Source organism: Mycobacterium novum, assembly GCF_010726505.1.
Classification (GTDB): Bacteria; Actinomycetota; Actinomycetes; order Mycobacteriales; family Mycobacteriaceae; genus Mycobacterium; species Mycobacterium algericum.
This window is the reverse complement of record NZ_AP022562.1, coordinates 1600396-1626163: the sequence shown is the minus strand read 5'-3', so window position 1 is coordinate 1626163 and position 25768 is coordinate 1600396. Positions and strand designations below refer to the sequence as shown.

Here is a 25768-nt window from a genome sequence, read left to right as displayed (position 1 = left end):
TAATCAGCATATGTACGACCCGCAGGCCGACGATGTCACCCGGGAAGCGGACGCAATCGGAGCGACCCAGCTGGCGCCGACGGTTACGTCAGGCCCCGGTTCCGGTGTCGTGGACGCCTACGCCTGGTCGCAGGAGGACGGCAGCGCCGGCGCCGAACCGGTGCCCTACGTCGAGGACCGCTACGACCAGTCGCCGGGCACCGGACGCCGACCGGTCACCCCGCCGCCCCCGGCGCCGGTCCCCGGTCGACGCCATCCGTCGCGGCTGCCGCTGTACGCACTCGGTTTCGGCATCCTGGTTGCGCTGATCGCGGTCGCCGGCGCGCTTTACAGCTTGGCGCGCAACTCCGAGGAGCAAGCCCCGGTACAGCCGGAGACCAGTGCCGTGGTGGCGCCGCCAACCCCGCCGTCCAGCGAGTTGCCACCGCCTCCGGCTCCCAGCACGCCCGCCCCGCCACCTCCGCCGGCGGCCACCACGCCGGCACCGCCGCCGACCACCACCGCCCCACCGAGCACCACCACGCCGCCGACCACCACGACGGCACCCTCGACCACGACCGCGCCGCCGAGCACCACCACGCCGCCCACCACGACGACGGCACCCCCGACCACGACCGCGCCGCCGAGCACCACCGCGCCGCCGAGCACCACGGTGCCGCCCACCACGACCGTGCCGATGACCACCGAGTACCTGCGAATCCCCTTGGTGCCGATACCGATACCGATCACCGTTCCGGAGAACTAAGCCCGCCCGCGGATCAGCGGAACCAACACCGAGGCGGAGAACGCCGTGATCTCGGCGTGGGTGTGCAAGTGCGGCGGCCCACCCGGCGTCAGCAGCAGCGACTGGGTCAGCCGGGCCAGCACCGCTGACAGGGAAGCGATCTCGCTTGCGTCGGTCGAGCCGCCGGAGCGCTCCCGCACCAACCGGATGCGCTCGGCGAGGAACGCCGACGCCAGCTCGACCACGTCACCGGCTCCGATCGTCAGCGCTCGCAGTGTCTCGTCACGGTCCACCTCGAGCAGCTGGTGCAGTAATCGGTTGTCGCGCAACGTGACCAGGGTCGTGGTGCAGAACCGCACGATGTAGTCATCGATCTCGGCGTCGGCCGGATGGTCGGCCAACATGCCGGTGCCGGAGTCGATCTGCGTCAGCACCCGCCCGGCCTCGTAGAGGAACGCGGCCGCGACGATATCGCTCTTGGCGCCCAGTCGCCGGTAGAGCGTGGCGCGGTTGATCCCGGCGCGGCGGGCGATGTCGTCGGTACTGGTCCGCCGGACACCGGTCAAGGCGAACTGCTCCAGCGCGGCCCGCAGGATGGGGGCATCGGCGTCGGACTCGTCTGGCGCCCCGAGCAGCGCAAACAACGGATTGGCGACCATCGGGGTCGAATCTACCGCCGAGGACATTGCCAACAACTGGGAACGATGCAACAATTATTGTTGAATCGTTGCACAGCGGAGAGGAGACGGCCATGGCTGTCCGCCAGTCCCAGCTACCGGTCGACCGGGGTCTGAACCTGGCCGACTACGTCGGTGAGGGTTTCCTGTTCCTCGGCGCGGGCGTGACGGTGCTGCTGCAGCTGGCCGAGCCCGGCGTCGGACACGGCGTCGCCGATCACTCCACGGTGCTGTCCCGGCCGCTGGACCGGCTGCGCACCACCATGACCTACATCTACGTCACCACCCTCGGTACCGAGGAGGAGCGGCGCGCCGTGGCCAAGATGGTCAACCAGGCGCACGTGCCGGTGAAGTCGAAGCCGGACGGCCCGGTGGTCTACAACGGCTTCGACCCCGATCTGCAGCTGTGGGTGGCGGCCACGCTTTACAAGAACGGCCAAGACCTCTACGAGCGCTTCCTGGGTCCGATGGACGACGCCACGGCCGAACGGTTGTATCAGCAGTCGGGGGTCTACGGCACCACGCTGCAGGTCAAGCCGGAGATGTGGCCGCCGACCCGCGCCGAGTTCGAGCAGTACTGGCAGCGCAAGCTCGACGAGCTGACCATCGACGACCATGTCCGGGCGTTCTGCCATGAGCTGTTCCGCGGCGGCGACTCGCCGCTGCTGATCCGGCTCGGTATGCCGTTGAACCGGTGGATCACCCGGGGCCTGCTGCCGCCGCAACTTCGCGAGCAACTGCACTGGACCTGGAGCCCGCGCGATCAGCAGCTGTTCGACGCGCTGATGGCGGTGCTGCCGCCGGTGTACCGGCTGGTGCCGCGGCCGATCCGCTGGTTGCCGTCGCGCTACTACTTGTGGGCGATGCGCCGCCGGCTGAGCAGCGGGCGCCGGCTGATCGACGAGCGCGACCGGGTCGACGCCGCCTGACACTGGCCGGATCCCGCCCGCCGCGGGCACACTGGGGTGTGACACCGGGCCGGAAGGGGTTGGCGATGAGCAACGACGGTGCATTCGGATTCGATTCCGAGGACCTGGACCGGATGATGCGCGAGGCCGGTGAGGGGCTGCGCGCCGCATTCGACCGGTTCTCCGGAGCGTTCGGCCCGGGCAACCGGGCGGGCTGGGGCGGGATTCTCGCCGATCTGGCCCAGGCGGCGCGGTCCGGGCCGCCGACCACCGGCGAGACCGGTGACGGCGTGTGGGCCATCTACACCGTCGGCGACGACGGCGCGGCCCGGGTCGAGCAGGTCTACGCCACCGAGATCGACGCCCTGCGCGCCAGCCAACGTAACCCCGATCCCGGGCGGAAGGTACGGTTTTTGCCCTATGGGATTGCCGTCGGTGTGCTCGACGACAGCGCCGACCAAAGCGAGTGACGTAGCACACCGACAGGCGGGGCATCGCCTGGTTTGACACGGTTCCGGCGTGGGTTACATTGCCACCGTGCCTGAGATGAACCGCCGCCAAGTCATGTTGATGCTGGGTGCCGGGGCGCTGGCCGCCACCGCCCCGAACCCGCTGGCCAGAGCTGTTCCCGCGCCTCCCGGGGCGCCCGGCGACCCGACGCAGCCACCGGCCGCACCGGCCGATACGGCGGCGCCCGCCGCCGGCGCCAAGCCCGGCGGCTTCATCTGGCACGACGAGTTCGACGGTCCGGCCGGTTCGGCCCCCGACCGGTCGAAGTGGACGATCTCCAACCACCGCACCCCGATCCGGCGCCCGGTCGGCTGGGACCGGCCCGAGTACTTCTACCAGTACCGCGACAGCCGGCAGAACGTTTTCCTCGACGGCAAGTCCAACCTGGTCATCCGTGCCACCCAGGAGGGCAACACCTACTTCGGCGGGCTGGTGCACGGTAACTGGCGTGGCGGTATCGGCACCACCTGGGAAGCCCGCATCAAGCTGAACTGCCAGACGGCGGGTTGCTGGCCGGCGTGGTGGTTGTCCAACGACGACCCGGGCCGCGAGGGCGAGATCGACATGATGGAGTGGTACGGCAACGGCGAGTGGCCGTCCGGCACCACCGTGCACGCCAACCCGTACGGCACCGCGTTCGAAACATTCGCGTTTCCGGTCGACGGCAACTGGCACAACTGGCGCGTCACCTGGAATGCCAGCGGCATGTACTTCTGGCAGGACTACGTCGAGGGGATGGAGCCCTACTTCAGCGTCCCGGCGGCGGGCATCGAAGATATCGAGGAACCGGTCCGCGTCTGGCCGTTCAACGACCCGGGCTACACCGTGTTCCCGATCCTGAACCTCGCGGTCGGCGGTTCCGGGGGCGGGGACGCGCGGCAGGGGTCCTACCCGGCGGACATGCTGATCGACTGGGTGCGCGTCTTCTAACCGGCGTTCCGCCGTGCCGTCGACACCGATCGATGGCACCATTCGAAGATGCCCGAGATCAATCGACGCAGCCTGATGCTGACCACCGGGATCGGGATGCTGGCCACCGCGATGCGCATCCCGGAGGCCTGGGCGCAGCCGTCGCCGGTGGGCCCGCTGCCCGCCGCGCCGGCCCAGACCTACCTGTTCAGTGACGAGTTCGACGGTCCCGCCGGCTCGGCCCCGGATTCGGCGAAGTGGACGGTGGCGCGAGCCCGCGAGTCCATGAAGGATCCGACCTTCTGGGAGCGGCCCGAAAACGTCGGGCAGTACCGCGACGATCGCCGCAACGTGTTCCTCGACGGCAAGTCCAACCTGGTGCTGCGCGCCGCCAAAGACGGCAACACCTACTACAGCGGCAAGGTCCAGAGCCGGTGGACCGGCGGCATCGGCCACACCTGGGAAGCCCGCATCAAGCTCAACTGCCTGACGCCCGGCGCCTGGCCCGCCTGGTGGATGGGCAACGAGGATCGCGGCGAGATCGACGTACTGGAGTGGTACGGCAACGGCAACTGGCCGTCGGCGACCACCGTCCACACCAAAGCCAACGGGGCCGAATGGGCCACCCAGCAGATCGCGCTGGACAGTGCCTGGCACACCTGGCGGTGCCGGTGGGACACCGACGGCATCCGGTTCTGGCGCGACTACGTCGACGGCGCCGCGCCCTACTTCACGGTCCCGGCGAACTCGATAGCCGACTGGCCCTTCAATGATCCCGGCTACCAGGTGTTCACGGTGCTGAATCTGGCCGTCGCGGGTTCGGGCGGCGGCGACCCCGGCCCGGGCAGCTACCCGGCGGAGATGCTGGTCGACTGGATACGGGTGTTCTAAGCGACGGTGTGCTGGTCGAGCCAGGCCACACCTTCTCGCGCCGACCGGAACAGCGCGCCGCGCTCGCCGAAATATCCGGCGATCGCCCCGATCCCGGGTAGCAGACTGAGCCGCTGGTACAGCTTCTTCGGGTGCGGGCGCTTAGCCGCTTCCTCGAAGGTTGCCCGCAGGATCCCGGCCAGCTGCCAAACGGTCCGGGTGATCACCACCGGGGTCGACGAGGTGATGGTCTTCAGGGGCTGCCAGCCCGGCGGCGGAGTTTCGGGGAGTGGCTCGGGATCGGGCGGCGGCGGCACGTCGAGGTCCCCGGGAAGATCCCGCCGGCACAGCACCGCCGCGAGTAGTCGCACCTGCTCGCGTCGGTCGGTGACGCCGTACTCGCGGGCCAGCGCACACAGCACGATGGCGTGATTGACGAACCCGGCAAGCTCGCCGACCGGCACCACCCGCGCCAGCCACCCGAAGACGCGCGGCGAGGCCACCACCACGGTGTTCAGCGCGCCGACCCGGTGCACCCACCAGTGCACGCGCTCATCGCGGCTCATCCGCTCCCAGGCGGCGGTGCCCGGCAGGTCGGCGGCGTTCATCAACTGTGCGCCGGCGTTTCTGGCACGGTCGGCGGCGCTGGGGCCGCGGCCGGCCTCATGGCGGCGTCGGCGTAGCCGGAACCGCCGGACCCGGCCGGTCAGCCCGCGCGGCGGGCTGAGCAGCCGGCGGGTGCGCTGGCGCAGGCCGATCGGATCGGATTGCGCCAGCAGGTCGAGCAGCGGGTTGATGACGGCTACCGCGCGGTTCAGGGCGTCGGCGACCTCGGCATCGGTGAGGGTGGCGTGCGGCTTCGGGAATAGGCCCATACCGGTGATTGTGCTGTGCGTGGTCGCCCCGCGTGGAGTTGATGACCGGAATCGCCGGTGATGCCCGCTCCGGAGCCCAGCGGCCTACCCCGGAGAGCCGGCGTTTCCGTCGCTTCCGAACAACCAACCGCCGTCACCGCCGGGTCCGCCGGCACCGCCGGCACCGCCGTCACCGCCAATGCCGATGTAGGCGACACTGCCGCCGGAGCCGCCGGCAGCACCGTCGGTACCGTCACCGCCGGCACCACCGTTACCGAAGTACGCCGCGCCGCCGGCGCCGCCAACACCGGAAGCGGTAGTACCGCCGTCACCGCCGTCGCCGAACCACAGCCCGCCGGGCTGGCCGGCAGCCTCCTCCAAAGTGCCGCCGCTGTAACCGTCGGCGCCATTGCCGATCAGGATTTGCCCGTTGCCGAACGATTCGTTGAGCACATAGCGGAAAACGATCCCGAAGTCGGTCTGCATCCAGTTCTGCATCATCGTGTGAAACGGCTGGTAGATCCACGTCTCAGCCCAGGTGGTGAAGTCGTCCGCCGCCGCGCTGCCCGCAAGACCGTCCAGGCTCCAGCTGGCCGGGTCGAACCAATTCACGGCATCGGAGGCACCACCGTCATCGACCCAGGCGGACATGTCGAACACGTCCGCGATCCAGTCGAACTCGTCGGCCTGGGCCTCCGGTGTGTGGCCCAACGGCATCACGCCGAACGCCAGGACCGCCCCCGCCGACGCCACGGTCCCCACCGCGCGATTCCGCCGGCGCGACCGCGCCTGCCTAGTGCCCCTACCGATGCTCCCCCGATTCGCCATGCCCCCGTTCCCTTCCTTACTGTGCTCCCGGCCGCGAACAATTTTCTGTAACACGTTGGTAACTCAACGCTTAGTGCGTTCTAAGGTAAGTGGACGTTAACTTGTTGTCAACGACACTCGATATTGTCATCCGAGTTGCGTCATTTCGCGTGAGATAGATGACCATCGGTGTGCCTGATGTGGGATCAACCCACTGGAGGATCGGTACCCCAAGGTCGTTAGCGAACCGGGCGCCAGGCCCAACGAAATCTCAGCTACGGGGCCGGGGTCCGCGGTCTACCGCGCTGGCCGGCAATCGTCAGCCCGCGATGGGGTGACTGCCCTTGATTGCCTGACCTGCGCAAACGTGGAGCCGATGACGGGAATCGAACCCGCGTTCTCAGCTTGGGAAGCTGATGTTCTGCCATTGAACTACATCGGCATTGGTGCGCTAGCAGGCTAGCACCTCCGGCCCCGCCGACAGCCAACGATGGCGCCGAGTGTGCGGAATCGTCGGCTCACCCGCCGAAAAGCGAACCAAACCGCACTGTCGGCGCTGCGGGCGATGCGCCAGCCGAGCGGATACGCTCGTCCGGTGCTGCTCTCCGATCGTGATCTGCGGGCCGAAATCGCCGCCGGCCGCCTGGCCCTCGACCCCTTCGACGACACCCTGGTCCAGCCGTCCAGCGTGGACGTCCGCCTCGACAACCTGTTCCGGGTGTTCAACAACACCCGTTACACCCACATCGATCCCGCCCAGCAGCAGGACGAGCTGACCACGCTGGTCGAACCGAAAGCCGGCGAGCCGTTCGTGCTGCACCCCGGCGAGTTCGTGCTGGGCTCCACCTTGGAGTGCTGCACGTTGCCCGACGATCTGGCCGGCCGGCTGGAGGGCAAGTCGAGCCTGGGCCGCCTCGGCCTGCTGACCCACTCCACCGCGGGATTCATTGACCCGGGTTTCTCCGGACACATCACCTTGGAGCTGTCCAACGTGGCGAATCTGCCGATCACGTTGTGGCCGGGTATGAAGATCGGCCAGCTGTGTCTGCTGCGGCTGACGAGTCCGGCGGAGCACCCATACGGCAGTACGCGAGTAGGGTCGAAATATCAGGGCCAGCGCGGGCCGACGCCGTCCCGCTCGTACCAGAACTTCATCCAGTCCGGTTAGCCCTTCGGCTGTGACAGCCGCCCCGCGGCTGAGATGTAGCCGGTACCGGCTGGCCCTGCGGGGGTGCGGCCCTCAGTACTGGCCGATCAGCAGTGGGTGGAGGTAGCTGTGGACATCGTTCTCGGGGTATCGGTTGCACCCTCGACGGTCCGCATGGTCCTGGTGGAAGGCGAAGGTGCCGACGGGGTCACGGTGGAGCACGACGACTTCGACGTCGGCGCCGACACTCAGAGCGCCCCGGAGCGGGTGGTCTCGGCGATCCTGGGCACCCGCGAAGGTGCTCGTGAGGGCGGCTATCAGCTCAGTTCGACCGGGGTGACCTGGAGCGACCCGGCCGAAGCCACCGCGCTGCGCGAGGCCCTGATAGGGCACAAGGTCGAGAACGTGATGCTGGTGTCGGCGTTCCTGGCCGCCGCCGCGCTGGCTCAGGCGGTGGGCAGCGCGACGCGCTACGCCCGCACCGCCCTGTTGTTCGTCGAACCTGACGCCGCCACCCTGGCGGTGGTCAACTCCGATGACGGTGAGATCACCGAGGTCCATCGGCAGCCGCTGTCACCCGACGACGACAGCGCCGTCGGCGAGTTGACCGAACTGGTTGCCGGCGCGCAACGGCTGGAGTCGCGTCCCGATGGGCTGTTCGTGGTGGGGTCGGGCGGGGTCAACGTCGCGATGATCAAACCGGAGCTGGACAAGGCCAGCCCGCTGCCGGTCAGCGCGCCCGAGGAACCCGACATGGCGTTGGCCCGTGGTGCGGCGCTGGCCAGTGCGCACGCCCCGCTGTTCGCGTCCTCCACCCGGGCGGTGGCCTGGGCGCAGGACCCCGGCACCAGCTCACTGGATCCGGCGGTGGTCAGCTCCGGATACGCCTACGTCCCGGCCGAGGCGGTCGACTACAACGCCACCGCCGACATCGAGCCGTTGGCCTACAGCGCGGTCCCGGACTACGCCGACAGCGGCTACCTTCCCTCGGCCGCCCAGCGCGTCGTCGACCAGCCGGAGCTCGTCGACTCCCGGCTGCTGGACTTCACCACCGGAATACAGCAGCGCGAACGCAAACCGATGCTGGTCACCGGCGGCGTCGCGGCGTTGTTCGTGGTCGGGGTGCTGGCGTTGGCGGTAGCGCTGGCGGTGGGCATGCGGGCCGCCAACCACCACGGTCCCGACGTGCGCGCCAACGTCGTCACCCAGAAGCCGTCGCCGCCCAAGGCCGCCGTCCCACCGCCGGCCCCGGCACCTTCGGCGCCGCCTGTGCCGGCCGCAGAACCGGCCCCCCCGAACGCCCCCGCTCCGGCGCCGGCCCCGCGAGCGCCGGCGCCCCAGCCCGTGGCGCCGCCGCCACCGGCGCTGCCGCCACCACCGGCCGCGCCACCGCCGATCATCCCGAAACTGGAGATTCCCGGGCTCCCCGGTGGTCCGCCGATATTGGGCCCGCCTAAAGGGGGTTGGGGCGGTGACGGCGGCTGGGGGCGTGGTGGACCCGGTAAAGGTGGCAAAGGCAAAGGTAAGGGCGGGATCAAGATCCCGATCCCGATTCCGGGCCTCCACTTCTGAGGGGGATTTATCTCGCAAGCCGATAAGATGGGCTAATCAATCGGCGGCCGAAGGGGAGGAGGTGCAGTGGACATCGTGCTCGGTGTGTCGACGGCACCGCCGTCGGTGCGCATGGTCCTCGTCGAGGGAGAGAACGCCGGTGGCGTCACCGTCGACGAGGACGGCTTTGAGGTTGACACCGCAGGCGCGGCATTCCCCGACCAGGTGGTGTCGGCCATCCTGGGCACCCAGGAGAGCGCGCAGCAGGGCGGCTACCGGTTGGCGTCGACGGGGGTGACCGTCGCCGACCAGGTGCAGGCCGGTCAGCTGCGCGACGCCCTGGCCGACCGCCGGGTCGAGAACGTCATGCTGGTGTCGGCCTTCCTGGCGGCGGCCGCGCTGGCCCAGACCGTGGGCGGAACGATCGGCTACGAGCGGACCGCACTGATGTTCATCGAACCCCAGGGTGCGACGCTGGCCGTCGTCGACTCGACGGACGGCTCGATCACCGAAGTGAGTCGCGTGGCGCTGCCGCCCGACGACGACGCGGCGCTCGCCGAGCTGACCGCCCTGGCCGCCCAGGCCGGTCGGCTCGAGTCCCGACCCGACGGGCTGTTCGTGGTCGGATCCGGCGTCAATGTCGGCCTGGTCAAGCCCGAGCTGGACGCGGTCAGCGCGATCCCGGTCAGTGTTCCCGAGGAGCCGGACACAGCGCTGGCACGGGGAGCGGCGCTGGCCAGCGCCCATGCGCCGCTGTTCGACTCGTCGACGTCGGCACTGGCCTGGGCCCGCGACCCGGGGACCGGCGTGATCGACCCGAATCTGGTCGCGCTGGCCTACGCCCAGCAGGCCGACTACGACGCCACGATCGGTGAGTATGCGCTGGCCTACAGCGCGATCCCCGACGATGCCGACAGCGGCTACCTGGCCTTCGACGATGCGGAAGGTACCGCGAACGTTATCGCCGCGGACTACCACCCGCCGAGTTCTGGCGTGCTCTCGGCCGCTGCCTTCGAGCCAGCTCGGCGTCGCAACCCGTTTCTGCTGGCCGGTAGCGGCCTCGCGGCTTTCTTCGTCGTCGGGGTTGCCTCCCTGCTCGTGGCGCTGGCGGTCAGTATCCGGCCCACCGCATCCGAGCATCCCGCGCCGAGCCAACACATCGTCGTACCCACCCAGCAGGCGCCGGCACCGGTTCCCGAGGTGGCGCCCAAGGTGCCTCCGGCAGCTCCGGTACCGGCGGCTCCGGCACCGGCGGCCCCGGCACCGCCCGTTGCGCAGGCCCCGGCGGCGCCCGCGCCGATGCCAGCGGCTCCGGCCCCGGCCGCGCCGGCTCCGGCGGCTCCGGCGCCGATACCGATCCCGGTGCCCATCCAGGTGCCCGCCCCGCCGGTCGAGATTCCGTCGCCGGCCGCCCCGGCCCCCAAGCAGCCGGAGTTGCCGCCCATCTTCAAGCCGCCGGCCCAGAGTCCCCCGAAGAACGACAATCCGTCGTGGCTACCCGGGAACAACGGCGGTGGCAACAAGAAGGACAACCCGTCGTGGCTGCCGGGCAACAACGGGGGCGGCAACAAGGGCGGCAACCCGTCGTGGCTGCCGGGCGATAACGGCGGCGGCAACAAGGGCGGCAACAAGGGCGGCAACCCGTCACCGTGGCTGCCCGGGGTCGGCACCAACGGGGGCGGCAACAACCCCTGGTTGCCGGGTCTGGGGGGCGGTGGCAGCGGCGCTCGCGGCGGCGGTGGCGGCTCGTGGTTCCCCGACTTCGGTGGCGGGGGCAACGGTGGTGGCGGCGGCAAGGGCGGCTGGCCCTTCTGAGCCCCCCGATAATCCACTAGCCTGACGGCGTGGATTACGCCGCAGCATTGCTCGATGAGACCCGCGCTTTCGGCGAGCTGATCCGCTCCGGTGATCCCGGGCTGGCGGTTCCGAGTTGCCCGGAGTGGAATCTGACCCAGTTGTTCCGCCATGTCGGGCGGGGTCATCGGTGGGCAGCGCAGATCGTCGCCGACCGATTGGACCACGCGCTGGATCCTCGTGACGTCGTTGACGGCAAGCCGCCGGCGGACCCGGACGCGGCCATCGGCTGGCTGAACGACGGCGCCCAACGGGTGCTGGACGGGGTCGCGCAGGTCGGCCCCGACAACCCGGCGTGGACGTTCCTGGGGCCGCGACCGGCGTCCTGGTGGGTGCGCCGCCGGCTGCACGAGGCGACGGTGCACCGCGCCGACGCCGCACTGGCGCTGGGCGGCGATTTCGCCTTGCCGGCGGAGTTGGCCGCCGACGGCATCTCCGAGTTTCTCGACCTGATCACGGCACGCGTCGCTCGCGACGGGCAACCGCCGCTGGCCGACGGCCAGACCGTGCACCTGCACGCCACCGATGACGGACTGGGACAGGCGGGCGAGTGGACCATCAGCCGGTCTGCCGACAACGCCGCACTCGTCTGGGCGCATGAGCACGGCAAGGGGTCGGTGGCACTGCGGGGTCCGGCCCGCGACCTCTTTCTGGCGATCATGGGCCGGGTTCCGGTGGCCGACACCGACATCGTGTTGTTCGGCGACGCGGCGGTGTGGCAGGAGTGGGTCGAGCACACCGCCTTCTGAGGGCGAGCCCACACGGTAGTTTGCAGGGCATGAGCACATCGGAGATCGCAACCGTCCTCGCCTGGCACGACGCTTTGGCCGCCGGTGACCTCGAGACCTTGGAGCAGTTGTCCAGCGACGGCATCGAGGTGGCCGACGCGAACGGCGCCGCGCAAGGCCATCAGGCGTTGCGGCGCTGGGCAGCCGAAGCCGAGATCACCGCCGGCATCGGCCGGATGTATGTGCACGACGGCGTCGTGGTGGCCGAATTGGTCCCCGTCGGCGCCGGGTCCGCCCAGGCGGTCGCGTTCCGGGTGGTGCGCGATCAGGTTGCGGCGGTGTTCCGTCACGACGGCCTGGATGCGGCGCTGGCCGCCACGGATCTCACCGAGGCCGACCGGGTCGACTGAGCCTGCGCTGATGGCGGTTAGGCTCGACGGCATGCGCGGGATCATCCTGGCCGGTGGCTCGGGCACCCGCTTGTATCCGATCACGATGGGCGTCAGCAAGCAGTTGCTGCCGGTCTATGACAAACCGCTGGTCTACTACCCGCTGTGCACCTTGATGCTGGCGGGTATCCGCGACATCCAGGTGATCACCACCGGCCACGACGCGGCGGCGTTTCATCGATTACTCGGTGACGGAAGCGCATTCGGGGTCGACATCAGTTACGCGGTCCAGGACCAGCCCGACGGGCTGGCGCGGGCGTTCGTCATCGGTGCCGACCACATCGGTGCCGAGTCGGTCGCGCTGGTGTTGGGGGACAACATCTTCTACGGCCCCGGCCTCGGCACCAGCCTGCGTCGGCACCAAGCCGTCTCGGGCGCCGTCATTTTCGCCTACTGGATGGCCGATCCGTCAGCCTATGGCGTCATCGAGTTCAATGCCGACGGCGCGGCGGTGTCGGTGGAGGAGAAACCGGCGACCCCCAAATCCCACTACGCGATACCGGGGCTGTACTTCTACGACAACGACGTCGTCGAGATCGCCAGGGGCTTAAAGCCCTCGGCGCGTGGCGAATACGAGATCACCGATATCAACCAGGCCTACCTCGAGCAGGGCCGGCTCAGTGTCCAGGCGCTGGCCCGCGGCACCGCCTGGCTGGATACCGGGACGTTCGACTCGCTGCTGGACGCCGGCGACTACGTGCGCACCATCGAGCGTCGCCAGGGCCTCAAGATCGGCATTCCCGAGGAGGTGGCCTGGCGGATGGGGTTCATCGACGACGACCACCTCGCGGCCCGAGCCGATGCGCTGCGCAAGTCCGGCTACGGCGATTATCTGTCACAGTTGTTGCAGCGGCGCTGAGCAGTCCGGCGTCAGCCGGCGGCGATCGCCTCGGCCGCGCGCCGCAGTGAGCTCTCGGCGTACTTTCGGCTGTCGCCCATTCCGACGAACATGTCGATGGTCATCGGGCCGAGTATGTGGGTCAGCGCGCGTCCATCGTGCCCGAAGGTCGGCCCGCTCACCCTCCCACGGGTCTTTCACTGACGAACCTGTAGTTACCGTGGTTGGCACTCGAACTTTCCCGCGCCAACGACAGTTTCGGCGAAAGTCGAAGCACTACAGCCGGTAGCCCACCAAGAAGTTGCCCAGCCGTTCGATGGCGCCGGACAAATCGCGGGCCCACGGCAGCGTCACGATGCGCAGATGGTCCGGCGCCGGCCAGTTGAACCCGGTGCCCTGAGTCACCAGGATCTTCTCCTGCAGCAGCAGATCCAAGACCAGCTGCTCGTCGTCCTGGATCGGGTAGACCTCGGGGTCGAGCCGCGGGAACGCGTAGAGTGCACCACTCGGCTTGACGCAGGAGACGCCGGGAATCTCATTGAGCTTGCTCCAGGCCACGTCACGTTGTTCGAGCAGTCGACCGCCCGGCAGTACCAGATCGTCGATGCTCTGATGGCCGCCCAATGCCACCTGAATAGCGTGCTGCGCCGGCACATTCGGGCACAGCCGCATGTTGGCGAGCAGATTGATGCCCTCCAGGAAACTGGTCGCGTGCTCCTTGGGGCCGGTGATCGCCACCCAGCCGGCCCGGTAACCCGCCACCCGGTAGGCCTTCGACAACCCGTTGAAGGTCAGGCACAGCAGATCCGGCGCCAGGGCGGCCATATTCGTGTGCTCGGCGTCGTCGTAGAGGATCTTGTCGTAGATCTCGTCGGCCAGCAGCAGGAGTTGATGCTTGCGGGCCAACTCGGCGATCTGGCTGAGTACCTCCCGCCCGTAGACGGCACCGGTCGGGTTGTTCGGGTTGATCACCACCAGCGCCTTGGTCCGCTCGGTGATCTTCGATTCCATGTCGGCGATGTCGGGTTGCCAGCCCTGGGTCTCGTCGCACAGATAGTGCACCGGCGTGCCACCGGCCAGCGACGTCGACGCTGTCCACAGCGGATAGTCCGGAGCCGGGATCAGCACCTGATCGCCGTTGTCCAGCAGTGCCTGAAGCACCATGCTGATCAGCTCGGAGACCCCGTTGCCCAGATAGACGTCGTCGACGTCGAAGCGGGGGAACCCCTCGACCAGTTCGTAGCGGGTGACCACCGCGCGCCGCGCTGGCAGGATGCCCTGCGAATCTGAATATCCCTGCGCGTGCGGCAACGCCTGGATCATGTCGCGCATGATCACGTCGGGCGCCTCGAACCCGAACGGCGCCGGGTTGCCGATGTTGAGCTTGAGGATGCGGTGCCCCTCGGCCTCCATCCGGGCGGCCTGGGCATGGATCGGACCGCGGATCTCGTAGAGAACGTCCTGCAGTTTGGTCGACTGCGCGAACGTCCGCTGCCGCAGCTGGCTGCCGATGGCAGGCCAGGGCATCTGGTGAGGCAACTGGTGAGCGGTCACGTCGACAATGGTCCCATAGCTGTCCAATCAAAATTTGCCCGAGAAACAAGTTGGGGCCGTATGTGCACCCACACGGCCCCAACTTGTTATCTCAGCGTTTGCCCGGCGGTCGCGCTCCGCGCTGGATTCCCAGGCCCGTCACGGCGGGCTGTTCTTTGGAGGCCTCCGCTGGGGCGGCGGCCTCCGGAGCCGCCGCGGGCTCGGTGGCGGACGAGGCCGGCTCCGCGGCGGTCGATGCGGGTTCGGCGGCCGCAGCGGCCGGTTCCGCAGCTGCCGGGGTTGCCGCGGCGGGCTTCTTGGCGCCCGGCTTGCGGGCACCGGCCGCCATACCCAGGCCCTTGACCGGTGCCGCGGGTGCTGCCGGCGCTTCGGGTGCCGCCGGTTCCGCGGGCGTGGCAGCGGTGGTCGCTTCCGGGGCGGCCGGAGCCGCCGCTGCCTTCTTGGCACCCGGACGCTTGGCCCCACCGGCCATCCCCAGCCCCTTCACCGGGGCTGCCGGAGCAGCGGGTGCCGCGGTGTCGGCCCCCGAGGCCGCCGATGCCGCTGTGGCCTCGGTGGCCGGCGCGGCCGCCTTCTTGGCCCCCGGGCGCTTGGCCCCACCGGCCATCCCCAGCCCCTTGGCCGGGGCCGCGGTCTTGGCCTCGGCGGCCGGGGCCGCCGGCTTCTCCGCCGTCGCGGTGGCCGCGGCAGCAGGTGCCGCCGCCTCCTTCTTCGGCGCCGTCTTGACGGTCGCAGCGGCCGCCGCCGCAGCGGTGCCCTTCTCCGGCAACGTCACCCCGGACATGTCCAGCGAATCCAGCAGCAGCTGGGCGATGTCACGCACGTCCACGCCGGAACGCCCGGAGGCCTCGATCCGGTCGTCGACGCCGTCACTGATCATCACCCGGCAGAACGGGCAGGCGGTGGCGATGGTCGTGGCACCGGTGGCCAGCGCCTCGTCCACGCGGTCGTGGTTCACCCGCTTGCCGATGTGCTCTTCCATCCACATCCGGGCGCCGCCGGCGCCGCAGCAGAACGAGCGATCGCGGTTACGCGGCATCTCGACCAGATTGGCTCCCGCGGCGGTGACGAGCTCGCGGGGCGGCTCGTACACCTTGTTGTGCCGGCCCAGGAAGCACGGGTCGTGGTAGGTGACGTCGCGCGACATCGGGGTGACCGGTATCAGCTTCTTGTCCCGCACCAGCCGGTTGAGCACCTGGCTGTGGTGCAGCACCGTGTACTCGCTGCCCAGCTGCGGATATTCGCGCGAGATCGTGTTGAAGCAGTGCGGGCAGCTGGCGATGATCTTGCGATCGGGTTTCTCTAGGCCGTCGAACAACTCGTTGAGCGTCTCGACGTTCTGGGTTGCCAACTGCTGGAACAGGAACTCGTTGCCGGACCGCCGCGCCGGGTCACCGGTGCAGGTCTCGCCGGTGCCCAGCACCAGGAACTTCACCCCGGCGGCGGCCAGCAGTTCGGCGGTCGCCTTGGTGGTCTTCTTGGCGCGGTCCTCATAGGCGCCCGCGCAGCCCACCCAGAACAGGTACTCGAAGCCGTCGAAGCTCTCGACGTCCTGGCCGTAGACCGGGATGTCGAAGTTGAGCTCGTCGATCCAGGCGGTGCGCTCGCTGGCGTTCTGCCCCCACGGGTTGCCCTTGTTCTCCAGGTTCTTGAACAGCACGGCCAGCTCGGACGGGAACTCCGACTCCACCAGCACCTGGTAGCGGCGCATGTCCAGGATGTGGTCGATGTGCTCGATGTCCACCGGGCACTGCTCGACGCAGGCGCCGCAGTTGGTGCAGGACCACAGCACGTCCGGGTCGATCACGCCGCCCTGTTCGGCGGTGCCGACCAGCGGGCGGGTGGCCTGTTCCGGACCGGAGCCACCGATGCGCTCGAAGCCCTTCTCCGGCACGTGGTGACCTGCCAGCGGTTTCGCGTCGGTCAGGTCGATGTCCATGTCCGGCGCGTCTTTGGTGCCGAGCAGGTAGGGCGCCTTGGCCATCCAGTGGTCCCGCAGGTCCATGATCAACAACTTGGGGCTCAACGGCTTGCCGGTGTTCCACGCCGGGCACTGCGACTGGCAGCGGCCACATTCGGTACAGGTGGCGAAGTCGAGCATGCCCTTCCAGGAGAAGTCCTCGATCTTGCCGCGGCCGAAGACCGCGTCCTCCGGCGGGTCGTCGAAGTTCAGCGCCTCGCCCTCGTACTCGATCGGCAGCAGCGGGCCGAGCCCGTCGGGCAGCCGCTTGAAGGTGACGTTGATCGGGGCCAGGAAGATATGCAGGTGCTTGGAGTGCAGCACGATGATCAAGAACGCCAGCGCCACACCGATGTGCAGCAGCAGCGAGGCGGTCTCGATGGTCTCGTTCGCGGCGAGCCCCAACGGCTCCATGATCTTGCCCATCAACTGCGACAGGTAGGCGCCGTTGCCGTAGGGCAGGCTGCCGGTGTTGACCGCGGCGCCGCGCAGCAGCAGGAAGGTCCACACCACGTTGAGGATCATGACCAGGATCAGCCAGGCGCCACCGTTGTGGGAGCCGTAGAACCTCGATTCCCGGCCCATCTCGCGCGGGTTGCGGATGATGCGGATGATCATGAACGCGAAGATCGACAGCGTGACCGCGGTGATGAAGAAGTCCTGCAGGAAGCCGAGCGCGTCCCAATGGCCGATGACCGGGATGGCGAAGTCGTGTTTGAAGAGCTGGCCGTAGGCCTCGATGTAGACGGTCAGCAGCACGATGAACGCCCACATGGTGAAGAAGTGCGCGATGCCCGGAATCGACCACTTCAGCAGCTTGGCCTGGCCGGCGACCTCACGGACCTGGGTCCACACCCGGGCACCGACGTCGGAGACCCGCTCGGCGCCGACCTTCTGGCCGGACATGACCAGCTTGTACAGCCAGAACACCCGGCGTACGGCGAGAACTGCGACGAGCGCTGTCATGGACAGGCCGACGACCAGCCTGATCATCATCTGGACATTCTCGGTCACGGAGCGCCTCTCCCATCCAGAAGTTACCGGTCAGTAGCTTAACTGAAGTTACTGATGGGTAACTTACCGTCTATCTTGCGCAATACCTGTTCAAGCGCTGCTTGATGCTCGCCCATAGTGCCACCCCGTTCCCGCCCAGCGCGACGCAGGCTGGCCTAACTGTATCGACTTGCGACTGTTCGGAAGGGTTTTCGCGGCACGGCGGCGCTATTGACCGTCCGTCCCGGCGGTGGTGGTCGGCGCCGCTTCGGTCGTGGTCGCGGGTTGGGTGGTGGTGGGCTGGGTGGTCGTCGGCGCAGTGGTGGTCGGCGCAGTGGTCGTCGTCGGTTCGGTGGTCGTGGTCGTGGTCGTGGTCGTTGGTTCGGTGGTGGTGGTAGCCGGTGGCTCGGTGGCGGTGGTAGCCGGCGGCGGTGCATCTTCCTGACCGGGGGGCGCCGGGGCGACCGGATTCGGGGCGGTCGACTCGCCCGGGGGCGCCACGGTGGAAGTGACCGACGTCGTCGCCGGCGTGGTGTCGCCGGAGTCCTTGTTCACCAGCCGGACCATGCTCCACACCAGCGTGGCGATCAGCAGCGCGGTGAGCACACCCCAGCCGATGAGCGCGAGCGGCCTCAGGTACCAGGGCGCCGGGGGCGGTTCGGGCGGTTCGGACCAGCCGGGCTGCGATCCGGTGGGGTCACGGTACTCGCTGTAGTAACCGGCCGGCTCGTCATATCTGTCGGCCCCGCGATAGTCGTAGTCGGCCATCCGGGTCGGTTCGTCGTTGGGGTCGTCCGGCGTTCGTTCCACGCACACCGATGGTAGGTGCTGCGGCTGACGAAACCCCGCGTCGGCGGCTGACGACTCGCTGTGCCGTCTACCGGGTGGCGCGCCGTCGCGCGACGAGCTCGAACACCGCTCGCCAGCCGAGCAGGAACACGGCGGTCACCGTCGACGCGACCGCGACGAACGACCACGCCACGCCCGTAGCGGTCGCTGCCCGCAACGCCATGCCGACCAGCACCGTCGATATCCAGACGGTCACCCCGGTGGGGACAACGGCGGTGGGCCTGCGCCAGCCGCGGGACATCAGCCAGCCCAGCACCGTACCGCTCAGAAATGGCCAGGCCGTGGTTGCCAGGCCGCTGATATCGAGGCCCTCGTCGTGACTGCGGCGCCCCAGCGCGCAGAACACCAGGACGGCCACCACGTCGATGCCGAGCCAGGCCGGATCGCGCTGCGGTCGCATGCGGCGAGAGTACCGAGCCGGCCTACCGGTACGGCGGGATGGTGATCACCGTCGGCAGCTCGGGAACCTTGGGCACCGGCGGGATGGTGATCACCGACGGCAGCGACGGCAGGCGCGGCCGGTGGCGATGCGTCTCGCTGGGCGCCGGGGGTTGCCGCGGCGGGGATTGTTGGGGTGGCGCCTGCCGAGGCGGGGGCGGCGCGGCGGTGGTGCTCGAAGCGCTCGGCGGGGTGCTGGTCGGACTTGTCGTGCTGGTCGGACTCGTCGTGCCGGCGGTGGTGCTCGACGAGCTGCTCGCCGGCGCGGTACCGCCGTCCCCGGGGCCGCGGCTGGTCAGCTGGACGATGCCCCAGATCACCAACGCGAGCATCAGCAGAATGAGCCCGAACCAGGCGGTCAGCACCGACCGTCGGCGAAACCAGGGGGTGGGCGCCCACGCGGCGAAGTCCTCGGTGTCCGGATCGCCGGGAAGCTGCTGTTCGAACGGGTTGTAGGCGGGGTTGTACTGGGTCGGCGCATTGCCGGGCTGGTATCCCGGGTCGCCGGGGTGATGCCTGGGGCCGGCGGGGCCGAACGGCGCCGGCTGGGGGCCGGGCGGCTGCGGCCCGCGTTGCCCGTACTGGGTGGATCGGGTTGGGTCGTCCCCGGGTGTGCCGGAGCCGTGTGAAGATCCGAAGCGCGCCATTCCAGCGATCGTAACGGAAAGCGGTGGCTGCTGAGCTGGGCCAGAGGTCAGAACGTCTCGACGTTGTCGATGCTGACGAACATGCCGTGACCGGTGCGGTCGTTGGTGAATCGGGTGCCCTCGACGTCGGCGTCGATCTTCCAGCCCTCGGCCTGGTAGGTCAGGTAGTCGATGGTGACGACCGGGATGTCGCCGAGGTTGCCGAGCACCCACTGCACGGTGCCGTCGGAACTGACGCTGACACCGTTGGCATGCTCACCGCCCTTGAGCGGGCTGTTGGTGAACTCGGCTTCGCAGTCGACCTGCCGTGTCGAGATCTGGCACCGGGTCCGCCCGGACTTCGTCTCGATGAAGACGTAACCGTTCTCGTCCGGCGGTAGGGCGATGGCGTCGCCGGGCTTGCCCGGGGTGCTCGACGACGGCGGCGCGGCGGGCGTCGAGGTGCTCGGCGGGGCGGTGGTGGGGCGGGGTGTCCGCAACGACGGCTCCGGTGGCCCGCTGCCGCCGGGCGCCGCGGTCGGGTTGCCGTCGACGGTGGTACTGCAGCCGGCCACCAGCAGCGCGGCCGCCAGCACCAGTTGCCGGCTGAACGCCTTGGTTCTCGCCTGATCCGGTACCCGCACGCACTCCCCCGCCGACATCGATTGGGCCACAGCCTACGCACCCTGTGACGTGAGTGGCTGCAGTGACGCGCGGTTCCGACCGTCGGGCACCGACGGGTCGCCGGCTGCGAGAAATCCGCCTACGAGAAATCCCGGAATGCCAACACGCCCCCGGCGACCGCCGTGATCGCAGCGAACGCGTAGCCGAGCACCGACCACCAGCCCCCGTGCAGGTAGGCCGTGACGGCGACGATCGCAATGGCGCAGAAGACCAGCACCATCCCGTACAGCGGAGGCTTGGCTGCGTACCGGTTGCCGGGCATGTGGTTTCGGCCTCCTACTCGTCCTGCTCGTCCTACTCGTCCGCTTCGGCTTGCGCGGCCACCGCAGGCGGTTGCTCGCCGGTGTCGGTGGGGGGCACGGCCGCGGCCGTCACCCGGTTACGCACCAGGTACCAGCCGGCTACCAGGCCCGGTCCGCCGACCAGCACCGCGGTACGGATCCAGACGCCGTATTCGGGGTCGAACATCATCAGCACCACCACGGCGGCCAGGAAGGCCAGCGTGACGTAGCCGCTGTAGGGCGCCAGTGGCATCCGGAAGGCCGGCCGCTGCAGATCGCTTCGCTTGGTCAACGAGAAGAACCGCAGCTGGCAGGCGACGATCGTCGCCCATGCCGTGATCACGCCCAAGGCGGCGATGTTGAGCACGATCTCGAAGGCATGCTCCGGCACGACGGCGTTCAGCGCGACCCCAAACAGGCCGATCGCGCCGGTCAGCAGGATGCCCCCGTAGGGCACACCGTTTCCGGACAGCGGTGCGGTGAACTTGGGACCGCTGCCGTTGACGGCCATCGATCGCAGGATCCGCCCGGTGGAATACAGGCCCGCGTTGAGGCTGGAGAACGCCGCGGTGAGCACCACCAGGTTCATCAGGCCGCCGGCACCGTTGAACCCGATCTTGGCGAAGAACGTCACGAACGGGCTCTCGCCGTGCTTGTAGGCGGTGTAGGGCAGCAGCAGCGCCAGCAGTACCACCGAGCCGACGTAGAAGATCGCGATCCGGGCCACCACCGAGTTGATCGCCCGCGGCATGATCTTCTCCGGCTCGGCGGTCTCACCGGCGGCGGTGCCGACCAGTTCGACCGCGGCGTAGGAGAACACCACACCGGAGGTGACCAGCACCAGGGGCAGTAGTCCGGTCGGCAGGAACCCGCCGTTGTCGACCCATAGGTGCAGGCCGGTGGACTGGCCGTCGACCTGAAAGCGGCCGCCCAGAAAGACGGTCCCGACGATCAGGAAGGTCACCAGGGCCACCACCTTGATCAGCGCGGCCCAGAACTCCAGCTCGCCGAAGAGCTTCACCGAGATCAGGTTCATCGACACCACCGACACCAGTGCGATCAGTGCCAGCACCCACTGTGGAACGACGTGGAACACGCCCCAGTAGTGGAAGTACGTCGCGATCGCGGTGGTATCGACGATCCCGGTCATCGACCAGTTGAGGAAGTACAGCCAGCCGGCGACGAATGCTGTTTTCTCCCCGAAGAATTCGCGGGCATACGACACGAACGACCCCGAGGTGGGGCGGTGCACCACCAGTTCGCCGAGCGCCCGCAGGATGAAGAACACGAAGATGCCGCAGATTCCGTAGACCAGGAACAGGGCGGGGCCGGCCTCGTGCAGGCGCCGGCCGGCCCCCAGGAACAGCCCGGTGCCGATCGCCCCGCCGATGGCGATCATCTGCACCTGACGAGGGTGGAGATCCTTGTGATAGCCCTCGTCTTCGCGGGCCAGCGCGGCCGGCGGGGCCAGGTGAGGGTCGGGGACCGTAGACATCGGTGCGAGGGTAACTCACCGGGCTGGTCGCAGGCGGCTACGGCGAGCACCGCTGCCCAGGGGACGCGACCCGGTAGCCTCGGAGTGTCGGCAGGTCAAGCGGCGGGCCCGGCTGGCGGGAGGTCGATCATGTGGCCAGGCAGCTGGCTTCGGTGGGCGTTGCTGCACGGGCTTCCGCGGGCGTTCCTGGCTGTGCAGGCGCGCCGTGACGAGCCCCTGGCACGGCTACTCGTCGGCCCGATGCGCGGCGGTGAGCCCGAGCCGTTGATCGAGCAGATTCGTGCGGCCGGAAGCCTGACTCGCACGCCATTCGTCTCGGTCACCGCCGACCACGGGCTATGCCGAACGATCCTGCGCGACGACCGGTTCGGAGTGAGCAACCCCGCCAACATGAACCTGCCCAGACCGGTTCGCTGGTTGATCAGCCGAACGGATCCGCGGCTGCCGAATCCGGCCGAACCACCCTCGATGCTCATGGTCGATCCGCCCGATCACACGCGCTACCGGCGCGCCGTGGTGCGCGCGTTCACGCCTCGTGCGATCGAAAAACTGCGTACCCGGATCGTCGAGATCACCGACGACCTGCTCGACCGTTTGGAATCCGCATCGCAGCCGGACCTGATCGCCGACTTCGCGGGTCCGTTGCCGGCGCGGATCATCGCCGAGATCCTCGGCATCCCCGAGGAAATGCGGCCGCAGCTGCTGGACCGGGGTGACCGCGGTGCACCGCTGCTCGATATCGGCGTGTCCTGGAAGATATTTCGGCACGCCATGCAATCGCTGCGGGAAAGCGACCGCGATTTCGGCGACCACGTCGAACGGTTGCGTGACCAGCCCGGCGACGACATCTTCAGCCAGGTGATCCGCGACGGGGATCTTGATCGACGCGAACTGGGCGTGACGGCGTTGTTGGTCGTCGGCGCGGGATTCGAGACCACCGTCAATCTCATCGGCAACGCGATCGTGCTGTTGCTGCGTCACCGAGACCAGTTGGCGATGCTGCGTGAGGATCCCGAGTTGTGGCCGGGCGCGGTCGAGGAGGTGTTGCGCTTCGACAGCCCGGTGCAGATGACGTCACGCAATCCGCTCTGCGACCTGGAGCTCGACGGGCACCGCCTCGCCGCCGGCGAAACGGTTGCGCTGCTGCTGGGCGGTGCCAACCACGACCCCGACGTGTTCGAGGACCCCGGCCGGTTCGACATCACCAGGGTCAACGCCAAAGATCACCTGTCCTTCAGCAGCGGAATCCACGCCTGCCTCGGGGCCAACCTGGCCCGCATGGAAGCCGCCATCGCCCTGCGCGCGCTGTTCGAGCGATTTCCCGACCTGGCGCTCGCCGGCGCTCCGGTACCGCGGGGGTTGGCCACGTTGCACGGTTTCCGCTGTATACCGGCCACGACGGGCGCCTCGGCGCGCCCGGCGACCGCCTAGGGGAACAAACCGGGTACCCCACCCGTTGACCACATCGACAAGTTGAGTCAATACCACTCAAGTCTGAGTTGACAGCGGGGCGGCGGTAAGCGCATCCTTGAGCGCAGTCCGCTCAGACTAGGGAATCGTCTATCAGGGAGGAACCACAATGGCTCGTGCGGTCGGAATCGACCTCGGGACCACCAACTCTTGCGTCTCGGTGCTGGAGGGCGGCGATCCTGTCGTCGTAGCAAACTCGGAGGGCTCGCGCACCACCCCGTCGGTTGTCGCGTTCGCCCGCAACGGTGAGGTGCTGGTCGGCCAGCCCGCCAAGAACCAGGCGGTCACCAACGTCGACCGCACCATCCGCTCGGTCAAGCGCCACATGGGCACCGACTGGAAAGTCGAGATCGACGGCAAGGACTACACCGCGCAGGAGATCAGCGCCCGGGTGTTGATGAAGCTCAAGCGCGACGCGGAGGCCTACCTCGGTGAGGACATCACCGATGCGGTCATCACCGTGCCCGCCTACTTCAACGACGCCCAGCGCCAGTCCACCAAGGAAGCCGGCCAGATCGCCGGCCTGAACGTACTGCGCATCGTCAACGAGCCCACCGCGGCCGCGTTGGCCTACGGGCTCGACAAGGGCCACAAGGAACAGACCATCCTGGTCTTCGACCTCGGTGGCGGCACCTTCGACGTCTCGCTGCTGGAGATCGGCGAGGGCGTGGTCGAGGTGCGGGCCACCTCCGGCGACAACCACCTCGGTGGCGACGACTGGGACGACCGCGTCGTGGAGTGGTTGGTCGACAAGTTCAAGGCCACGTCGGGTATCGACCTGACCAAGGACAAGATGGCGATGCAGCGGCTGCGGGAGGCGGCCGAGAAGGCCAAGATCGAGCTGTCGAGCTCGCAGAGCACCTCGATCAACCTGCCCTACATCACCGTCGACGCCGACAAGAACCCGCTGTTCCTCGACGAGCAGCTCACCCGCTCGGAGTTCCAGAAGATCACCCAGGATCTGCTGGACCGTGCCCGCAAGCCGTTCCAGTCGGTGATCAAAGACGCCGGTATCTCGGTGTCGGAGATCGACCACGTGGTGCTGGTGGGTGGTTCCACCCGGATGCCCGCGGTGACCGACCTGGTCAAGGAGCTGACCGGCGGCCAGGAGCCCAACAAGGGCGTCAACCCCGACGAGGTTGTCGCCGTGGGTGCCGCGCTGCAGGCCGGCGTGCTCAAAGGTGAGGTGAAAGACGTTCTGCTGCTTGACGTCACCCCGCTGTCGCTTGGCATCGAGACCAAGGGCGGCGTGATGACCAAGCTGATCGAGCGCAACACCACGATCCCGACCAAGCGGAGTGAGACCTTCACCACCGCCGACGACAACCAGCCGTCGGTGCAGATCCAGGTCTTCCAGGGTGAGCGCGAGATCGCCTCGCACAACAAGCTGCTCGGCTCCTTCGAGCTGACCGGTATCCCGCCGGCCCCGCGCGGTGTCCCGCAGATCGAGGTCACCTTCGACATCGACGCCAACGGCATCGTGCACGTCACCGCCAAGGACAAGGGCACCGGCAAGGAGAACACGATCAAGATCCAGGAGGGCTCCGGCCTGTCCCAGGAGGAGATCGACCGGATGATCAAGGACGCCGAGGCGCACGCCGACGAGGACCGCAAGCGTCGCGAAGAGGCCGACGTGCGCAACCAGGCCGAGTCGCTGGTCTACCAGACCGAGAAGTTCGTCACCGAACAGCGCGACGCCGAGGGCGGCTCCAAGGTCCCCGAGGACACCCTGGGCAAGGTCGACGCCGCCATCGGTGAGGCCAAGAAGGCGCTGGAGGGCACCGACATCGGAGCCATCAAGTCGGCGATGGAGAAGTTGGGCGTCGAATCGCAGGCGCTCGGCCAGGCGATCTACGAGGCCACCCAGGCCGAGCAGGCCGCTGACGCCGGTGCAGCGTCCGGCGGTGACGACGATGTCGTCGACGCCGAAGTGGTCGATGATGGAGACACCAAGTGAGCGAAGGCGATTCACGCGAGCCGGCCCCGGAGAAGATCACCGTGACCGACAAGCGCCGCATCGACCCGGAAACCGGTGAGGTGCGGGCGGGTTCTGCCGGACCGGCTCCAAGCGAGCCGGCACCGGCGGATCCGGTCGTCGATGGTGGCGAGGTCGACCAGGTTGCGGAGCTGACCGCTGACCTGCAGCGGGTACAGGCCGACTTCGCGAACTACCGCAAGCGGGCCTTGCGCGACCAGCAGGGCGTCGCGGACCGGGCCAAGGCCTCGGTGGTGACCGAGCTGCTGCCGATCCTCGACGACCTGGACCGTGCCCGCAGCCACGGCGACCTCGAGGCGGGGCCACTGAAGGCATTGGGCGACAAGCTGACCAGTGTGCTCGACGGGCTGGGATTGGCAGCGTTCGGCGTCGAGGGCGACGAGTTCGATCCGCTGCTGCACGAGGCCGTCCAGCATGAGGGCGACGGAAGCCATTCGGTGATCGGCACCGTGCTGCGGCAGGGTTACAAGCTCGGTGAGCAGGTGCTGCGCCACGCCATGGTCGGCGTGGTCGACACCGTCCCGGACGGTGACCAGGGCAGCAGCGGGGCCGACGCCGACGACGAAGACGGCGGCGACGAGAATTGATCCAGGTGA

25 protein-coding genes and 1 tRNA gene are annotated in these 25768 nt (G+C 68.6%); 13 read left to right on the top strand and 13 right to left on the bottom strand.

Translation table 11 applies throughout. The features are described from left to right. Window positions 1–327: 327 nt before the first annotated feature. Entirely contained in the window at window positions 328–729 is a 402-nt protein-coding gene (locus G6N19_RS07490) for a hypothetical protein (RefSeq protein ID WP_193466077.1), read from the bottom strand. 12 nt (window positions 730–741) lie between these two features. Beyond that, entirely contained in the window at window positions 742–1410 is a 669-nt protein-coding gene (locus G6N19_RS07485) for a TetR/AcrR family transcriptional regulator (RefSeq protein WP_232062563.1), read from the bottom strand. Between the two features lie 65 nt (window positions 1411–1475). On the opposite strand from G6N19_RS07485, the gene G6N19_RS07480 reads away from it, so the two are divergent. The 4 genes from G6N19_RS07480 (at window position 1476) to G6N19_RS07465 (ending at window position 4619) form a co-directional block, all read left to right on the top strand. Continuing rightward, window positions 1476–2330: an oxygenase MpaB family protein gene (locus G6N19_RS07480; RefSeq protein WP_013827258.1), complete on the top strand. Its 855-nt coding sequence runs from the start codon at window positions 1476–1478 to the stop codon at window positions 2328–2330. Window positions 2331–2395: 65 nt separating this feature from the next. Beyond that, entirely contained in the window at window positions 2396–2779 is a 384-nt protein-coding gene (locus G6N19_RS07475) for a hypothetical protein (RefSeq protein WP_013827259.1), read from the top strand. Window positions 2780–2855: 76 nt separating this feature from the next. After that, window positions 2856–3749, top strand: a complete 894-nt coding sequence (locus G6N19_RS07470) for a glycoside hydrolase family 16 protein (RefSeq protein ID WP_041319418.1) — start codon at window positions 2856–2858, stop codon at window positions 3747–3749. A 48-nt stretch (window positions 3750–3797) separates the two neighbouring features. After that, window positions 3798–4619, top strand: coding sequence for a glycoside hydrolase family 16 protein (locus tag G6N19_RS07465; protein WP_013827261.1), 822 nt, complete (start codon window positions 3798–3800; stop codon window positions 4617–4619). Here G6N19_RS07465 and G6N19_RS07460 read toward each other — a convergent pair. From G6N19_RS07460 to G6N19_RS07450, 3 genes are all read right to left on the bottom strand, one after another. Then, entirely contained in the window at window positions 4616–5473 is an 858-nt protein-coding gene (locus G6N19_RS07460; protein WP_013827262.1) for a hypothetical protein, read from the bottom strand. The two genes, G6N19_RS07465 and G6N19_RS07460, sit on opposite strands and share 4 nt — an antisense overlap. An 84-nt stretch (window positions 5474–5557) precedes the next feature. Beyond that, entirely contained in the window at window positions 5558–6205 is a 648-nt protein-coding gene (locus G6N19_RS07455) for a PGRS repeat-containing protein (RefSeq protein ID WP_193466076.1), read from the bottom strand. Between the two features lie 422 nt (window positions 6206–6627). Further along, window positions 6628–6701: transfer RNA gene (locus G6N19_RS07450), tRNA-Gly, on the bottom strand. A 153-nt stretch (window positions 6702–6854) separates the two neighbouring features. Here G6N19_RS07450 and dcd point away from each other — a divergent pair. The 6 genes from dcd to rfbA all read left to right on the top strand — a co-directional run bounded on the left by dcd (window position 6855) and on the right by rfbA (window position 12847). Further along, window positions 6855–7427, top strand: coding sequence for a dCTP deaminase (gene dcd / locus G6N19_RS07445; protein WP_013827264.1), 573 nt, complete (start codon window positions 6855–6857; stop codon window positions 7425–7427). A gap of 108 nt (window positions 7428–7535) precedes the next feature. After that, window positions 7536–8978, top strand: coding sequence for a DUF7159 family protein (locus G6N19_RS07440; protein WP_193466075.1), 1443 nt, complete (start codon window positions 7536–7538; stop codon window positions 8976–8978). Window positions 8979–9044: 66 nt separating this feature from the next. Next, the gene (locus G6N19_RS07435) at window positions 9045–10772 is read left to right on the top strand and encodes a DUF7159 family protein (RefSeq protein ID WP_193466074.1); all 1728 of its coding nucleotides are present in this window, start codon (window positions 9045–9047) and stop codon (window positions 10770–10772) included. Window positions 10773–10801: 29 nt separating this feature from the next. After that, entirely contained in the window at window positions 10802–11560 is a 759-nt protein-coding gene (locus G6N19_RS07430) for a maleylpyruvate isomerase family mycothiol-dependent enzyme (RefSeq protein ID WP_013827267.1), read from the top strand. A 29-nt stretch (window positions 11561–11589) separates the two neighbouring features. Continuing rightward, on the top strand, window positions 11590–11949 hold the full coding sequence (locus G6N19_RS07425; protein ID WP_013827268.1) for a nuclear transport factor 2 family protein: 360 nt from the start codon (window positions 11590–11592) through the stop codon (window positions 11947–11949). Window positions 11950–11980: 31 nt separating this feature from the next. Further along, window positions 11981–12847: a glucose-1-phosphate thymidylyltransferase RfbA gene (gene rfbA, locus G6N19_RS07420; protein WP_193466328.1), complete on the top strand. Its 867-nt coding sequence runs from the start codon at window positions 11981–11983 to the stop codon at window positions 12845–12847. Between the two features lie 255 nt (window positions 12848–13102). Here the strand turns inward: rfbA and G6N19_RS07415 are convergent, their stop codons facing one another. The 8 genes from G6N19_RS07415 to G6N19_RS07380 all read right to left on the bottom strand — a co-directional run bounded on the left by G6N19_RS07415 (window position 13103) and on the right by G6N19_RS07380 (window position 21706). Further along, window positions 13103–14407, bottom strand: a complete 1305-nt coding sequence (locus G6N19_RS07415) for a pyridoxal phosphate-dependent aminotransferase (RefSeq protein WP_041316796.1) — start codon at window positions 14405–14407, stop codon at window positions 13103–13105. 64 nt (window positions 14408–14471) lie between these two features. After that, a complete protein-coding gene (locus G6N19_RS07410) occupies window positions 14472–17336 on the bottom strand; it encodes a (Fe-S)-binding protein (RefSeq protein WP_193466073.1) in 2865 nt (954 codons plus the stop codon). A gap of 225 nt (window positions 17337–17561) precedes the next feature. Then, window positions 17562–18143, bottom strand: coding sequence for a hypothetical protein (locus G6N19_RS07405; RefSeq protein ID WP_193466072.1), 582 nt, complete (start codon window positions 18141–18143; stop codon window positions 17562–17564). 67 nt (window positions 18144–18210) lie between these two features. Beyond that, window positions 18211–18582 (bottom strand): DUF3054 domain-containing protein, encoded by a 372-nt coding sequence (locus G6N19_RS07400; protein ID WP_193466071.1) that lies wholly within the window; start codon window positions 18580–18582, stop codon window positions 18211–18213. A gap of 22 nt (window positions 18583–18604) precedes the next feature. Next, window positions 18605–19267 (bottom strand): hypothetical protein, encoded by a 663-nt coding sequence (locus tag G6N19_RS07395; RefSeq protein ID WP_049792820.1) that lies wholly within the window; start codon window positions 19265–19267, stop codon window positions 18605–18607. A 47-nt stretch (window positions 19268–19314) separates the two neighbouring features. Beyond that, complete coding sequence (locus G6N19_RS07390) at window positions 19315–19890, bottom strand: hypothetical protein (protein ID WP_408632489.1); 576 nt, start codon at window positions 19888–19890, stop codon at window positions 19315–19317. A gap of 119 nt (window positions 19891–20009) precedes the next feature. Then, a complete protein-coding gene (locus G6N19_RS07385) occupies window positions 20010–20192 on the bottom strand; it encodes a hypothetical protein (RefSeq protein WP_013827277.1) in 183 nt (60 codons plus the stop codon). A 32-nt stretch (window positions 20193–20224) separates the two neighbouring features. After that, window positions 20225–21706: an amino acid permease gene (locus G6N19_RS07380; protein ID WP_013827278.1), complete on the bottom strand. Its 1482-nt coding sequence runs from the start codon at window positions 21704–21706 to the stop codon at window positions 20225–20227. 129 nt (window positions 21707–21835) lie between these two features. Here G6N19_RS07380 and G6N19_RS07375 point away from each other — a divergent pair, with 129 nt between their 5' ends. The 3 genes from G6N19_RS07375 (at window position 21836) to grpE (ending at window position 25759) form a co-directional block, all read left to right on the top strand. After that, window positions 21836–23137, top strand: a complete 1302-nt coding sequence (locus G6N19_RS07375; protein WP_041316800.1) for a cytochrome P450 — start codon at window positions 21836–21838, stop codon at window positions 23135–23137. Between the two features lie 148 nt (window positions 23138–23285). Next, window positions 23286–25133: a molecular chaperone DnaK gene (gene dnaK / locus G6N19_RS07370; RefSeq protein WP_013827280.1), complete on the top strand. Its 1848-nt coding sequence runs from the start codon at window positions 23286–23288 to the stop codon at window positions 25131–25133. Then, a complete protein-coding gene (gene grpE / locus G6N19_RS07365) occupies window positions 25130–25759 on the top strand; it encodes a nucleotide exchange factor GrpE (RefSeq protein ID WP_013827281.1) in 630 nt (209 codons plus the stop codon). Before dnaK ends, grpE begins: the two co-directional genes overlap by 4 nt. Window positions 25760–25768: the final 9 nt, after the last annotated feature.